At 44.2% G+C, this 14,555-nt stretch carries 9 protein-coding genes and 1 pseudogene; 1 reads left to right on the top strand and 9 read right to left on the bottom strand.

Annotated features, from left to right (window positions below; translation table 11 throughout):
- The 6 genes from ACBP55_RS11335 to ACBP55_RS11310 all read right to left on the bottom strand — a co-directional run bounded on the left by ACBP55_RS11335 (position 1) and on the right by ACBP55_RS11310 (position 6,487).
- A complete protein-coding gene (locus ACBP55_RS11335) occupies positions 1-324 on the bottom strand; it encodes a MocE family 2Fe-2S type ferredoxin (protein ID WP_464651583.1) in 324 nt (107 codons plus the stop codon).
- A 28-nt stretch (positions 325-352) separates the two neighbouring features.
- On the bottom strand, positions 353-1,567 hold the full coding sequence (gene fdhA / locus ACBP55_RS11330; protein ID WP_464651581.1) for a formaldehyde dehydrogenase, glutathione-independent: 1,215 nt from the start codon (positions 1,565-1,567) through the stop codon (positions 353-355).
- Between the two features lie 22 nt (positions 1,568-1,589).
- The gene (locus ACBP55_RS11325) at positions 1,590-2,708 is read right to left on the bottom strand and encodes a fatty acid desaturase family protein (protein ID WP_464651580.1); all 1,119 of its coding nucleotides are present in this window, start codon (positions 2,706-2,708) and stop codon (positions 1,590-1,592) included.
- 501 nt (positions 2,709-3,209) lie between these two features.
- Positions 3,210-3,905 carry a DNA-binding response regulator gene (locus ACBP55_RS11320; protein ID WP_464651578.1) on the bottom strand — a complete coding sequence of 232 codons (696 nt, stop codon included), beginning with the start codon at positions 3,903-3,905 and terminating at the stop codon, positions 3,210-3,212.
- A 167-nt stretch (positions 3,906-4,072) separates the two neighbouring features.
- Complete coding sequence (locus tag ACBP55_RS11315; protein WP_464651576.1) at positions 4,073-4,969, bottom strand: helix-turn-helix domain-containing protein; 897 nt, start codon at positions 4,967-4,969, stop codon at positions 4,073-4,075.
- A gap of 147 nt (positions 4,970-5,116) precedes the next feature.
- Positions 5,117-6,487, bottom strand: coding sequence for a hypothetical protein (locus ACBP55_RS11310; RefSeq protein ID WP_464651574.1), 1,371 nt, complete (start codon positions 6,485-6,487; stop codon positions 5,117-5,119).
- Here ACBP55_RS11310 and ACBP55_RS11305 point away from each other — a divergent pair.
- Positions 6,465-7,511, top strand: a complete 1,047-nt coding sequence (locus tag ACBP55_RS11305; RefSeq protein ID WP_464651573.1) for a helix-turn-helix domain-containing protein — start codon at positions 6,465-6,467, stop codon at positions 7,509-7,511. The genes ACBP55_RS11310 and ACBP55_RS11305 overlap by 23 nt on opposite strands.
- A gap of 342 nt (positions 7,512-7,853) precedes the next feature.
- Here the strand turns inward: ACBP55_RS11305 and ACBP55_RS11300 are convergent.
- The 3 genes and pseudogenes from ACBP55_RS11300 to ACBP55_RS11290 all read right to left on the bottom strand — a co-directional run.
- A pseudogene (locus ACBP55_RS11300) lies at positions 7,854-8,156 on the bottom strand (permease); the annotation flags it as partial.
- A 119-nt stretch (positions 8,157-8,275) separates the two neighbouring features.
- Positions 8,276-9,802: an S-layer homology domain-containing protein gene (locus ACBP55_RS11295; protein ID WP_464651571.1), complete on the bottom strand. Its 1,527-nt coding sequence runs from the start codon at positions 9,800-9,802 to the stop codon at positions 8,276-8,278.
- A gap of 156 nt (positions 9,803-9,958) precedes the next feature.
- Positions 9,959-14,548, bottom strand: coding sequence for a LamG-like jellyroll fold domain-containing protein (locus ACBP55_RS11290; RefSeq protein WP_464651569.1), 4,590 nt, complete (start codon positions 14,546-14,548; stop codon positions 9,959-9,961).
- Between the last annotated feature and the right edge of the window lie 7 nt (positions 14,549-14,555).

Genomic DNA, 14,555 nt, shown 5'->3' with positions numbered 1-14,555 from the left:
TCAGTCTATCTTGATGAAGAGCTTATCTTCTTCAATCTTTACAGGATATGTTTTTAGATCAACGCATACCGGCGTACGCTTCGCTTCACCTGTTGTATAATCAAATCGACCATTATGCTTGGGACACTCAATGGTATTGCCCATCACTAGTCCTTCCGCCAAGTGAAACTTCTCATGGGTGCAGTACCCATCGGTCGCATAATACTTGCTTTTCGCTGTCCGATAAATAGCAAACGTACGATCTCCATGATCGAATCGAATGACATCTTCCTCATCAATAGCATCAACTTCACAAGCTTCAACCCAACCCTCTAAATGCTGCATACGTACCTCCAAGTAATTAAGTGTAGGTTTATTTAACAAGACCGTGTGGATCGATAACAAATTTTCTGGAAACACCGCGATCAAAATCTTGATACGCTTGCGGAGCAGCTTCTAACGAAATGAGTGTAGCATTAACCGCTTTAGCAATTTGTGCTCTACCGCTGAGAATGGCCATCATCAAGTCTCTATTGTATTTCATGACTGGCGTTTGCCCAGTTACGAAGGTATGCGACTTAGCCCAACCAAGACCGAAACGAATCTTTAGTGTGCCAATCTTTGAATCCTCATCTACAGCACCCGGATCGCCGGTTACATAAAGGCCGGGTATACCCAAGCTGCCTCCTGCACGCGTAACTTCCATAATTGAATTCAGCACCGTAGCTGGCGCTTCGCCATGAGCTTTACCATGACCATGCGCTTCAAAGCCTACGCAGTCAATAGCAGAGTCCACTTCCGGTAAGCCCAAAATTTGATCAATTTGTCCCGCCAAATCGCTATTTTCACGAAGATTAACCGTTTCGCAACCAAAGCTTTTCGCTTGAGCTAGTCGCTCTGCATTTAAGTCACCGACAATAACAACCGCTGCACCAAGCAGTTGTGCAGAGTGAGCTGCAGCAAGACCTACAGGGCCAGCACCCGCGACGTATACGGTTGAACCCGGTCGAACTCCTGCACTAACCGCACCATGATAACCCGTAGGGAAAATATCGGAAAGCATCGTTAAATCAAGAATTTTTTCCATGGCTTTCTCTTTATCTGGGAACTTCAGCAATTGGAAGTCCGCGTAAGGAACCATGACATATTCCGATTGTCCGCCGACCCATCCACCCATATCTACATAACCATAGGCAGAGCCAGGACGATCCGGATTAACGTTTAAGCATACATTCGTATTCCGTTCTTTACAGCTGCGGCAACGGCCACAAGCTATGTTGAAGGGAACGGAGACCAAATCTCCCTTTTTAATAAATTCAACATCGCGTCCTACTTCAATGACTTCACCAGTTATTTCATGTCCTAAGATGAGACCTGACGGCGCAGTTGTCCGACCTCTAACCATATGCTGATCGCTGCCACAAATGTTAGTGGTTACTACTTTCAGAATGACACCATGCTCGCATTTTCGTCCTACGTTTAATGGATTGACACCTGGACCATCTTTCAGTACCAATTCTGGATAATCCGTATTACGCACCTCAACGCTACCGGGTTTACTGTAGACAACTGCCTTGTTTCCTGCCATGTTCTCATCTTCCTCTCATCATTTAGTTAATCATTGCTTTTGGCTCGTTACTCACCCGCGAAGGCACTGCCTTTTCAGCGTGTACACCGTAATAATAGGGATTAGCTGATCTAGGCAGGGGGCGGTCAACCACATATTGCGGTTCTTTCTTCTGCTTAATGAGTGCTGAAATAACTTCTTTGAGAGCCGCCCATAGACTAGGACTTGGTGCTGGATAATCAAACATCAATTCTTTGTGAAGGGCAGGTAATGCGTGATAAGGAACCATCGGAAACATGTGATGCTCTATGTGATAATTCATGTTCCAGTAAAGGAATCTAAAGAATGGATTCAAATAAATCGTACGCGTATTTAAGCGATGATCCAGAACATCTTCATGAAGACCCAAATGCTGAGCTAGACCCACTAATAAAAGGAGAATCGGACCATAGAAGGTAGGAAGACCAACAAACATTAGCGGTAAAATACTCCCAATTTGAATCGACCATATAATGAAGCCTAGTAATATCAGCACCCATATACGTGAAATCCAAACAGCTTTTCTGAATTCAGTCTCTGGAACATAGTCTTTTTCTGAGTCAGTCAGCTTACCGAAGCAGTGCATGATGATGCTTTTGAGATCTCTTGAACCGCCATAGATATGCACGATTTCTCCAAAAATGATCCGCCAAACAGGGGGTCTAGTCATAGCAATTTCCGGATCACGACCGACAATATAAGTGTCCGTGTGATGACGAGCATGACTCCAACGCCAAGGAGTCGGTGGTCTTAAGTCCATGAATGAGGCAATTTGATAAAGAGCATCATTCATCCATGCTGTCTTGAATGCTGTGCCATGACCACATTCATGCCATCTTGAGTCAGCAGTCGAAGCATAACTTATTCCATATACGGCAAATGCCGGTATAGCCCACCAAGTACCCCACGTGTAATAGGCAAGAATACCTGTACCAATGAGCCATACAAACATGATGATTGTATCTCGAATTGCAGGACCATCCTTACGCTTCATAAGCTCTTTAAGTCGCTGACGTGGAATCGGACTCGTGTACCAATCTGCTGCTGCTAAGCCTTTTTCATGAGCTCGCTTGTTTTCTGGTCCTGTAAGAGAATAATCTCTTTTGATGTATTGATTAGACACTGATTTTCCTCCTTGTTCATCAATGTGTTAGCGCTTTCTTAATGATAAAGGTTTAAGGGCTCACTGTCTTTGAAATAACAGGACATTCATTTGCACTAAACGGACATTCACATCTTTCACATCATCAGAACTTAAATTATGACGACCACAAATAGTATGGCTAAGGATTATCAACTCTTAAAGAGTGATTTTAAGTCTCACGTCGATAACTGAGAAAAGGGGGAATTTAACGAACTCACGACGGATTATCCAGCGTCAGGTAGGGTGGGCAAGTTAGACAAGCATACCGAGGCTGGATAATCCAGCTTCAAAGATGGGGAGAGGGGAATCTGATAAGTCCACGATGGATTATCCAGCGTCAGAGAGGGTGGATAGGTGGATAGACATATCAAGGTTGGAAAATCCAGCTTTAGCTATCATAAGGGATGGGGTAAGTAAGCTAACGTTGGTTCTTCCCGCGTTAGCCAGGAGAGTTTTTCGGTTGATGCTCTCTGCTTTCAACTAAATTTTGATTGAAGATTTTGCGCGATATCGCATAATCTTCTTTCCTTCTTTGGATGCAGGAATGATTAATCCTTTTATTACAAGTGATTTAAGATACTTGGTGGAAGTTTCTCGATTGATTCGAAGCGCTCTAGCTACTGATGTTGGAGTGACCATGTCGTCATGGTTTTCAACCCATTTCCAAACAGCATATTCTATAGGAAGTAAATGAAGTAGATTATTTGTATTTTCCAAACCCCATTTCGCTACTGCTTGCATGATCGTCTGTTGACATTTGCGGGGATTGTACTTAATATCATCCAACGAAAACCGAAAAATCTTCCAATCGTCCAAAACGAGGTCGTTATGGCGGTGTAAATTGTCATCGTATCGATTACGATCAATGTTGCGAAAATGTGTCCCATACGGGTCAATCTCGATGCATATGCGTATAACGTTGATGATGAATGCAAAATCCAAGTACCGCCAGCCATCCTTGAAGTCTCGGATCTCAAACTCGGCGAACAAGCGTCGAAAGTTACCGAAGGCTGGCCACCATACATCCTTGAGGAACAAAGTTTCCGCGTACCGTTTTTCGCTAAGCAACCTCCGTTTCCTCTCTCCCGCGCTCCCCTTGATTTGCTCTTCCATAAATCTTGTGTAAGCGTAAGTGAATGACTCGTCCGAATTCAGTAGCTCCTTGATCGTCTCCATCTTCATTTGCCTCCCGGAAATAAAATAGCCGCCTGCACGGTTCTATGAACCGGTAACAGACGGCGCGTGCTTCACGACCTGGTCTGATTATACTATAACTCCTGTTCCAGTATGCAGAAAAATTTATGTCCGGCAATTTACAATTCACAATTTATATTGTGACTTAATCAACTAAAAGGTATTTCTGACAATTGGGATTTGCGAAACTTCCCTGGAGCAACGCCTATTTTACGGGTAAAAACTCTTGTATAATAATGTACCGATTCAAACCCAGTCTCCTGGGCGATCCGACTTATTGTCCAATCCGTCTCGAGAAGAAGCTCGATTGACTTCCTAACTCTTCTCTCTTGCACATAATGCGAAAAAGATTGTCCGACTTTCATGGCAAACAATCGTGACAAATGGCGCTCCGTCATATTCAGATAGGCTGACAACTGTGTAATACTTAAGGAAGACGATAGATTGTCCTCGATAAAAAGTTTCGCTCGCTGCAAATAATAGGAAGAAATTTGTTGATGCTCCGGCAAGTCGTCACTTTCGGCAACCTCCGTAAATTCACTACAAAAAGATATAAGCAAAGCATACGCAAAACTGTGAATCATTTCTTTTGTCATGGCACGATCCTGCTTGCACAGCGTGAACAGCATGCGCCAAGTCTGGGCCGTCACCGTTTCTTCTGCCATTGGCACAATAATTTTATTTAAACTCATCATTTGTACATAACGGTTTAAAGTCCCTTCCGAAGACCGAGAGCTATCCGCTTCAAAGGCAACATAATAGAGTTCGATCCCTCCCTCACTTTTAATTTGATGCCATTTGCCAGGTCTTGAACAGAACAATGTTCCTTGACGGAGCGGATATTCTTCACCAGACTCCAAATAGCTCCCTTCACCTGCCAGAACATAACAAACCTCAAAAAAGGAATGTCGATGCAGCGGATTATCAAAGTGTTCCGGCATAGCCCCCCAATAATGCACCTTAAAACTTAAATCTTCTCCGCGCAAATCAACTGCGGTCTCATTTAAAATACGGCTCATCTTTTTGTAATCTGATTTGACTGCCATGTAGATCCCTTCCGACACATAGATTTTGCACTTTTCTCTATTATACGATAAATGAAAGAGCCCTCAAAAAGAGGACTCTTGAAAAGCACGTGAGTGAAAAATCATATGTGTCTTAGGGGGAACTCCAATCCCCTTCCGTCAAATTCATTATGCCGTTACTCCTCCACGTGTTCTTTCTCTTCCTGCACGAATTTCTGCGAGAAATTCAGGCCACCAATCTTTTTGATCCGATTGTGCACTCAATCTGACCTTTTCTTCTAGGTTCCGTTTCATTACACTTTCCGCTTGCTGTTTAAGCTCTTCCATGTTCTTAAACTCAGGAACCAACCATTTTCTGCCGATTTGCGCGTGCAATACTTCATCAGCCCAATCATAATCCTGAAACGTTTTTGCAAGATCGTTATCCGACTCTTTGGCTATAATCCATTCAAGATGTTTGCCAGTGTCTTTGGGCATTAATCCTTGCTCAATGTACCAAAGAACAAGATGCGCCTCCAGTGGTGTAGCTGTACAGTTCAATGCCATGCTTGTTAAAAATTCTACCGGATATTTGTAAAATTCAACGCCATCCTGGTATAGTCCAACTTCACCCATCATCGAATGACGAGCCTCGTCCCATAGCTGTCGACTCAAGTCCTGATAGTACTCCCACGGCTTGCCATTTGTTTTATAGATAATAGGTCCCATCCACTCAGGTACGTCCATCTCACGCAGACGTTTATAGAGGAGCGCATACGTTCTTTCGTCTGCTAGGCGATTTCCATCATTAAAGTGATGGTCGATTTTAGCTGCTGAATTATAGGTATCCGAAAATCTGGCATCACGTCGAGGCTCAACATTAATTGCAAAAGGCTGCCCGTTTGAACGGGGCTCCGAAGGCCGCCAGTCTTCAGGCTTTGCCAAATCCCCTGAAATGCCTCCTGCAGCATAAAGAAACGACTCGAGATGCTTTTGCCATTTTTGTGCGGTGAGCTCATCTTCATTTGTAAAAATAAGAGCTTGAACAGCAGCCTCTCCCCATTGAATCATTTCTTCCTCTTCTACTAATATCAACTTCAAGACACGACAGGTTGGTTGGTCGACTAACGGATTTGTTTCCGATAAATGCTTTTTCATGGAACGTACTAATTCCGGTTTTGCAACTCTATAAATTCCCACAAGAAGCTCCAATGTTGTCTCTGCGCGTATCACTTCGCCAAAGAATGCCTCGATCTGAGCATCCGGCACTTTATCCAAATGCAAAGGCGGTTCCCTCATCTCCGTAACCCGTTTCCGAAGTGCGGCACTATGCTCAGCGTCAAGCCAAATATGCAGTCCAAAAGCACCCTTTACTTCCCATTCAGGGGTATTCGAGATATGCGCTGCGAAAATTTGGTTCAACTGCGTTTCTGAATACAAATATCTTCTTAGTAAATTCACGTTATGATCGATGTCATAGCCAACTTTGCAAGCGTCTTCATAACTACAAACACCTGCAAGAGGGATCAAGCCTAAATTGTTATTATTTACTCTTGTCATGTATAATCCTCCCTTTCCAATCTTTAAGAATTATTTTAAATATATAGTAATTATCTTAAAAAAGCATTGTGAAACCCTACTGTTTTCTTGTAAAATCTTATTATCTTTAAAAGTTCTAGAAGGAGCTGTCCCCTTGAAACAATCTTTTCTTGAAGCCATAAAAGAGCGCCCCATCGTCCCCTACATCCGAGAATCCGACTATGCAGTAAGACAACCAGGGTGGAGCGTACCTAATCGGAAACTCTTGGATTATTTACTTATCTACATTCAAGAAGGAAATTGTCAAATCGAGCTAGATGGCAGCTTATACGAATTTCAGGAAGGCGACTTTTGCCTTATTCAACCGGGTGAACTGTGTTCTTTAAAGGGCATCACTCAAACGATAACGCCATTTGCACATTTCGATCTTTTCTATAATCCAGCACGTGAACAAAGCTTTCCAACAAAGCCGGGGCAGATCGATCTAAGTGAATATCAGCATCTTCTACAGCCTAGACTGAACGACTTCATGAACATTTCGATCCCTGTCCAATTTAAGCTTACACATCGCTCCGTTTACAAAGAGTCTTTGTTAAAAATGGTTGGGCTTTGGCAAAATGGGGATGTGATCAGCCAAATGGAAGCCAATCATTTGCTCGAGGATTTGATCATTGGTTTATTGAAAGAATTTAGTGATTTGAAGCAAGAAGATAAATCGTTAAAACCACAATCTTTGAACTGGATCACTTCGTACTTTTTCAGCCACCTTTCGGAATCGTTATCACTCGATGATATGGCTAAGAGAGCACGACTCTCGCCTTCAAGGTTTTCTGCTTTATTCAAAGAAAAATTTGGCGTTTCTCCCCATCAATATTTTTTGCATTTGCGCATTCAGCATGCCCAAGAGCTACTCAAACAAGGGGACTACACCATGGAAGATATTACACAATTTTGCGGTTTTACGGACGTTCCACATTTTGCAAATGCGTTTAAGAGAATAACGGGGGAAACGCCGGGGTTTTTTAGGAAAAATGTTGTTAAATAAATTAAAAAAGCAATAGCCTACTCGTACCTGATGTTATAGTTTGTTATACCTCTGATCTTTGCTACCCAAGTTTGAAAAATCAAAAGCCCTACGATTTCTCGTAAGGCCATTATCAGATACTGTATATTCAGTCCCCAGTTAATGAACTAGACGCCCATCCCTAAACCACACAATCCGCTTCGCCTGCTGAACAATCAATAAGTCATGCGTATTCAAAATAATTGTCCGACCTTGTGCATTATTTCTTTAAAATGTTTAGAATCTCCACGGTCTCCCTGACACCAGCCGGTGATCGTTAATCAGTCGCCATCCTCCAGCCAAACACGTAAGCGGACCTTGTCCGACGGCGACATATACCGGCATTCCTTTCAAAATCAGTCTTCTGACGACGGGAATCATACCGCATTCACACACCGGAAAAATAATGCCCAATAAACAGGCGAAGATAATGCCCAGTAATGGATTGGAAGGAATCCAGCGACGGATCGTTTGTTCGGAAACAAAATTTTGCAGCAATGCAGACAGCAATACACCGAGCAAAACGAAAGGGATAGCTTCCAATATAATGCTGATAAAGATGGTTTTGAACGATTGGATTTGTTCGGTAGTCACAAAGGAAAGTAACGGTGCGCCTTTGTTAATAATAACGAAAACGATAAGGAGGAAGCAGATTGCCGCAGCGGTGTGAATACTGAATCGAGTATAGGTGGATGGCATATTCACAATCTCCTTTTAGTAATTATGACTAGAACATATTGCTATTATTACAAGCTGTCTAAGAGTGCTTTCACTTGAGGACTAAGGTTTAATGCATTTAGAATGATTGTAAGTGCCTCTGCACGTGTGGATGTGCCTTGTGGATCAAATATCCCATTGTTTTTGCCACTGATGATGCCAGCTTCTGCTGCATCTTTGATTTGATTCACAGCATATGAACTTGCGCTTGCCATATCCGTCAAGTTGCCCTTGGAAACATCTTTGTCCAGCATACTCAAGTTGATAATACGGGATATAATAACGACCATTTCTTCTCGGCTGATCGTTTTGTCCGGCTTGAATGTAGCGTCTTCGTAACCGGTAATCACCCCTGCGCTAGCGAGTTTCTCGATGGCGGTTTTAGCCCAGTGACTGTCAATATCGTTCAGAACAACCGATGGATTAGTGCCGCCGTTGATATCGAATATGCGAGAAATGATCATTGCAAACTCGGCACGTGTGATTTGATCATCCGCATGGAATGTTCCATCCTCATAACCATCAATGACGCTCAGTTTCACAAATGTATTTATGGTCTTTTCACCCCAGTGTCCTTTAATGTCAGTCAGTTCAACCTTTACATCAGCTTTCTTGGCTTCCTCTACCCTGGAAGTGATCGTATTAACAAGTTTAATCTCATTGACAATATCGCTATTGAATACATTATTTTTGTTTTTATTATTGTTGTTATTATTGTTATTGTTATTGTTATTGTTATTGTTGTTACCGTTGTTACCGTTGTTACCGTTGTTACCGTTGTTACCATTGTTACCGTTGTTTGATGATCTCTGAGTGTTTGCACTTACCTGTGTACTCCATTCACTGACTCCTGCAGAATTCTTTGCCCTCACCATATAGGTATGGGTTGAGTCTGCTGCAAGACCTGTGTGCGCGAATGGACTTGATCTGTCCGTTTGAACAACTCCGTCTACCATCAGGTCATAACCCGCTGCGTCTTTTGAATTATTCCAAGTTACGTTAATCTGTGAGGTACTTACTGCTGTAGCTGTCATACCAGCAGGCACAGCAGGAATTTTGACCTCATTACCGTTTTGTATTGTAGCCACGACCTTGCTATTGCCTGGAAAAAATTCAGTCACTAAGTGCGAATCCACCTTTTTCATCAGTGTTATGCTGTCCAGTACAATATCGGCCGATCCCTGATTTACCGCATAAAATGGCAGCGTAACCAGTGTTACATCTCCGTTCTGGCCAGGAACGTTGCCTTGTTGCGTATATGCGATTTGAATTTTGTTCCCCTCCACTTTAGGCCCCACTGTAAAGCCGCTACTTTGAAAGTCATTTTTAAGAAACTCTAAACGGCTTGTATCAAACGATAAATTAACTTCAAATGCGTACATATCACTTAATTGTTTTCCTTCTACCTTCACTTCAAACTTATTACCCACCGATATGCTTGGCTCCGTGATGGAAAGTAAAAAGCTCGAACTAGGGTTTGCATGAACAAGAGGCTGGGGAAGCATGAACACAATCAAAAGCAACGTCAGACTGAATGCGAGAAGTTTTTTTAACATCAAAGTAATCCACCCTTTCAAAAATTGTTAGTGTAATTGGCCATATAGACGACAGAAGGGGGAGATAAGCTCTCCCCCCCATTCCATTGCCGATCAATCCTCAATTTTGCTAATACGATCAATTCAACTTTTCATTCAACAATATTCCTTGGTATTTTACTTAAACATCGCTAAAGCTACGATTGCAAGGTCTTCAAGGCCAACCTTACCGTCTTTATTTACATCCGCTAACTCATTCCAGCCCGACTGACCTTGGGTTTTGCCGTAAGCCGCTGCAACAATAGCCAAGTCTCCAATCGAGATACTTCCATCTCCATTGACATCTGCGTTTATTCTCTTAGTTTCAAACACAAGTATTGCTGCTTCCAATGCGGATTTCGCACTATCCACCTGCTGCCCATCGGCATTCGGATCGTTTGCTATCGCATTGGCCGTGTCCATTGCCGACTGTAATTGTGCTTTGGAGCCAACTGCATACAATCCGTCCCCATTGCCTTCCACTGCAGCATTGTACTTGGCCTGAGCGCTTGCGATCAACACATTCAAGAGCGACTTATCTACAGGTATACTTATTTGTATTTCACGGGAAGCAGCGCCGACCTTCAGCTCATTCCCTTGTCCATTGGCAATCACAATATTGTCTACAGAAATAGTCGTCGTATACGTCGCCTGAGTTACAGATTTAGCTGTAAATCTGAAGGCGAGCATATCGCCTTGGGCAGGCACGTTCGCGCCCGGGCTGGCAGCCACAATTCGGATTTGTCCCGGTGCCGTCTCTTTTGTATCGATGACCCGGAATCCATCTTTTAGCGATGCAACCGAATCGAACTGCAATTTCGTCGGATCATAGTGCAGCGTCAAATCTTGTGAATACACTTGCTGGTATACACTTTGCGTAACGCCAACCAATCCCATCTTTACATCGAAGGTTTGGCCAGGAGTTACCTGCTGTACACCTGTCAATGTAGACTGGGGCAATGATGGCGCTGCAAGCACAGTCACACTTATGCTCGTGGTCAAAGCTACATTGTTCGGGTTTTCCACACCTGCCGGCAGGGTTACGGTTCCATTTACACTGAACGTTTGTGATGTCTTTTGGGCTGGATCATAGCTCGATGCATCAACATTCCATGCCACGTTGGCATTCACGCTTCCTGTATCGGTGACCAGTGCTACGGTTGCAGGCAAGCCAAGGGCGTCCGCTGTCTTCGCCGTTCCATTAGCCAGCCCGGTGATGTTAGCTGGCGCTGTTATTCCCACAAGTATCGGCACATTCTGGCCGCTAATCGTAATCGTAGTGGATCCTTGCAATACTTGAAAGCCGCTGTTGTCAATGGCTCCCGCAACCACCTTCACGGTCCCGTCTTTTTTAGCCAAAAGCAATCCATTGGCATCAATAGACGCTTTATCCGTCGCTGTGACACCATCGGCTTCGAAAACGCTCCATGCTACACGATAATTTGCACCAGCGGGTTGAACATCAGCCTGCATTTGCAGGGTGCCGTTCTTTGCAGTGATCGCATTCGCACCTCCTGCGCCACTTACAGACATTGATGCAAACAGTGTTTGACCGCTAATCGCAATCGTAGTGGATCCTTGCACGCCGCTGCCGTCAGTGGCTGCCGCAACCACTTTCACGGTCCCGTCTTTTTTAGCCGAAAGCAAACCATTGGCATCAATAGACGCTTTATCCGTCGCTGTGACACCATCGGCTTCGTAGACGTTCCATGTTACACTACTTTTTGCATTGACAGGCAGAACAGCAGCCTGCATTTGCAATGTGCCATTCTTGACAGTGATCGCATTCGCACCTCCTGCGCCATTTACGGAGATCGATGCAACTGGATTCATTACTTGCTGCACTTGGCCTTGGGTTAACGCGCTGCTATATACACGAACGTCAGACAGAGATCCTTTGAAACTTTCGCCGCCACCCCCTTCTACAGCTCCCAACACGACATTTTTAGCCGATGTTTTTAGTGCTCCGACGTTGGTGCTGTTGCTGGCTACTTGAACACCATCCACATAGATCTTTAATCCTGTATTTTTATCGTAAGCTGCTGCATAATGATGCCAATTGTTATCTTTGTATGTCGACCAATTACTAAAAGGAGCAGCTACATAACTGCCTGCACTTGAGGGCCAATATGCGGCACGCGGGGATCCAGAACCAGCAGACAACTGCAAGGCCGTGAAATGCCCATCATGGCGGTAGACATTTTCGTTGGTGAAAGCTCCATTTGGTTCAGTAGTTTTGAACCAAAACATCACGGTCTGTCCATCCGTTGGATTCAATTTCGCAGATGGAAACTCAACACGTTGATTTTGAGTAGAACCCATATTCAATGAAATTGCTCCGCCGAACTTACCAGTGGTCCAAGTCGGGTTGTTATACGCAGTTCCCGTGATACCGTTGCCTGAGGAATCGGCTACGGTCGTCCCAGCAGTTTCGTCGAACTTCCACCAGGCTAGAGGTTCCGGTAAATCAGGAACAAAGCCGCCGCCCGTTAAGGAGGGAGAAGAGTCAGAGGTAGCCGAAACATTTCCGCTATCCACTGCCATTACTTTATAATAGTAGGTACCTTTATTGTTTAACGTATCCGTATATGTCAGCTTTGTACCCGCGACTTGCCCCAAATAGTTGGTATAGTCCGGTACGAAATCACTCGACGAGCTTCTATAAATTTTGTAAGTAGCAATTTGACCGCTTGTAGACGCATTCCAAGTTACGCTAACCTGATTGGCCTGGACATTAACCATTGTAGCTTGTACATTGGTTGGCGCATTAGCAACGCTAATCGAGCTTATTTGCAGTTCGTCAATTTCTACCTTTGCATTACCCGAGAAATTCCCATTTCCGTCTGCGCCCAATTTCGTGGAAAACCCGGAATCAATCGTTCCTACATTGTTTGAAAGATCAACGCTGGCTATCAATACTCCATCTTTGTAGAAATCGGCGTATTTGTCATACGATCGGTCATGGGATATGGCAATATGATGCCAGTTGCCATCCGCTACGTTTGCAATGACGTAATCGAGCGGTGCGCTGCCTGAAGTCTTATAGTTCCAATGTAACCCGCCGTTCTCAAGCCCGACAGACCAACCTGTGCTATTAGGATCGGATCCGTCTTTATTGGAAATGATCATTCGATTATCTATCGTTGCCGATGAGTTTATCCAGAACGACAAATCAATATTAGCAGCATACCCGAATTGGGGATTGATTAGATCCAGATATTGTCCCGGTGCATCAAGGAGCAGTGCATTGCCGACCTTGCCGGGAACAAATGCCGGGGTTCCGTAGACGGCTGCATTAACATTCCTAGCTATATCGAACATGTTATTCTCAAAGCTCATTTTTAGAATGGCCGATTTATTGCCCGCGCTGTCGTCTACCGAGACGATACAAGTGTCTGTAAAGTTTCCGTCTTCGGTTTTAACCGTAATGATAGCAAAACCGGGATTCAGTCCTTCAACAACGGCATCGGTTCCTTCTGGCACACCCGTTACACCTGCGATCGCCGGGTCACTGGATGACCAAATCAAGTTTTGATTCGTTGCCATTGCCGGGGATAGGATCGCATGAAGATTGGCCTTCTGGCTTTGCCGCATTTCAAGCGTAGATGAGTCCAATTTAACCTGGGTGACCGGGTTCGACGGACCGGTGACCGTAACGTTCGCAACCGCCATGAATCCTCCATCGGCCGTGGTTACGGTGATATTCGTTGTCCCCCCGGAAACTGCCGACACAACGGCTGTTCCATTCGGTCCGCCTGAAACGGACGCAACGAACGGATTGCTGCTTTTCCATGTCACATTCGAATTATCCGGATTAGACGGAGCAATAATGGCATTAAGCTGAGTCGTTTCCCCTTTATTTAAGGTTACAACCGGTTTATCGACGGAAACCCCTGAGACAAATACTTGCCCTTCTCTGTATAAACTCATCGCTTCATCAGCCGTTACGGCTTTTCTAAACATTCTCATCTCATCGAGGAGGACGTTGGTTTTGCCTAAGAACTGGCCTTTTCCATCGACTCCGATCTTTGGCGTAAAGGGAGTGTCAATTTCCCCCATGATCGAGCTGATATCGTAAGCTGAGATTGCGACGCCGTCCCGATAAAATGTGGCCATTCCATCCCGTTTGTACGAAACAATCACATGATGCCACCCGTTATCGACAACACCATTCATATTCATGACCAAACCCGGATTGCCGGAAGTGGTATACTTGGATCTGATTACGTTTCCTGCAACGGAAATACTCCAGCCATTGTTCGCTCCTGTGCTCGAATCCATGTTTGAGATAATGGATGTTTCCACATTATCCGTTGTTGGAATTTTCGTCCAAAAAGCAATGGTAAAATCCGTGTATCTCCCAAAATTATTAAATTGATCCGAGTTGCCAAGATCCAAATAAGTGGCATCGGTTACGCTGGACGCACCAAACTGAAGCGCTTTGCCAAATTTGCCGGGTACATAAACAGGAGCAGGCCCGTTAACTTTGACACTTGTGTTGTAGATAGAACTATCGTTTACATTGTCATCGAAATTCAAATGCAGCAATTCTTCCGGGTTGCTCGCATTCGTCGACGTAATCGTCCCATTTGTAGAGCCGTTAGCAACAGCGATGAAAGATGCAGCGAATCCATTGAAGATCAACATGATGATCGCAAGACAACTGATTAGACGCACCAGTTTTCGGTATCCTTTTTTGAATAACAACACGTTTTGTAAGGAAACCATGTTGGCA

The sequence above is a fragment of the Paenibacillus sp. WG02 genome (assembly GCF_055396115.1).
Note: the sequence above shows the minus strand (reverse complement) of the source record. Positions and strands in the feature narration are given on the sequence as shown.

Coding starts and splice junctions, on each gene's coding strand:
- ACBP55_RS11335 (WP_464651583.1), bottom strand. CDS start 324: ATGCAGCATTTAGAGGGTTGGGTTGAAGCTTGTGAAGTTGATGCTATT.
- fdhA (WP_464651581.1), bottom strand. CDS start 1,567: ATGGCAGGAAACAAGGCAGTTGTCTACAGTAAACCCGGTAGCGTTGAG.
- ACBP55_RS11320 (WP_464651578.1), bottom strand. CDS start 3,905: ATGGAGACGATCAAGGAGCTACTGAATTCGGACGAGTCATTCACTTAC.
- ACBP55_RS11315 (WP_464651576.1), bottom strand. CDS start 4,969: ATGGCAGTCAAATCAGATTACAAAAAGATGAGCCGTATTTTAAATGAG.
- ACBP55_RS11310 (WP_464651574.1), bottom strand. CDS start 6,487: ATGACAAGAGTAAATAATAACAATTTAGGCTTGATCCCTCTTGCAGGT.
- ACBP55_RS11295 (WP_464651571.1), bottom strand. CDS start 9,802: ATGTTAAAAAAACTTCTCGCATTCAGTCTGACGTTGCTTTTGATTGTG.
- ACBP55_RS11290 (WP_464651569.1), bottom strand. CDS start 14,548: ATGGTTTCCTTACAAAACGTGTTGTTATTCAAAAAAGGATACCGAAAA.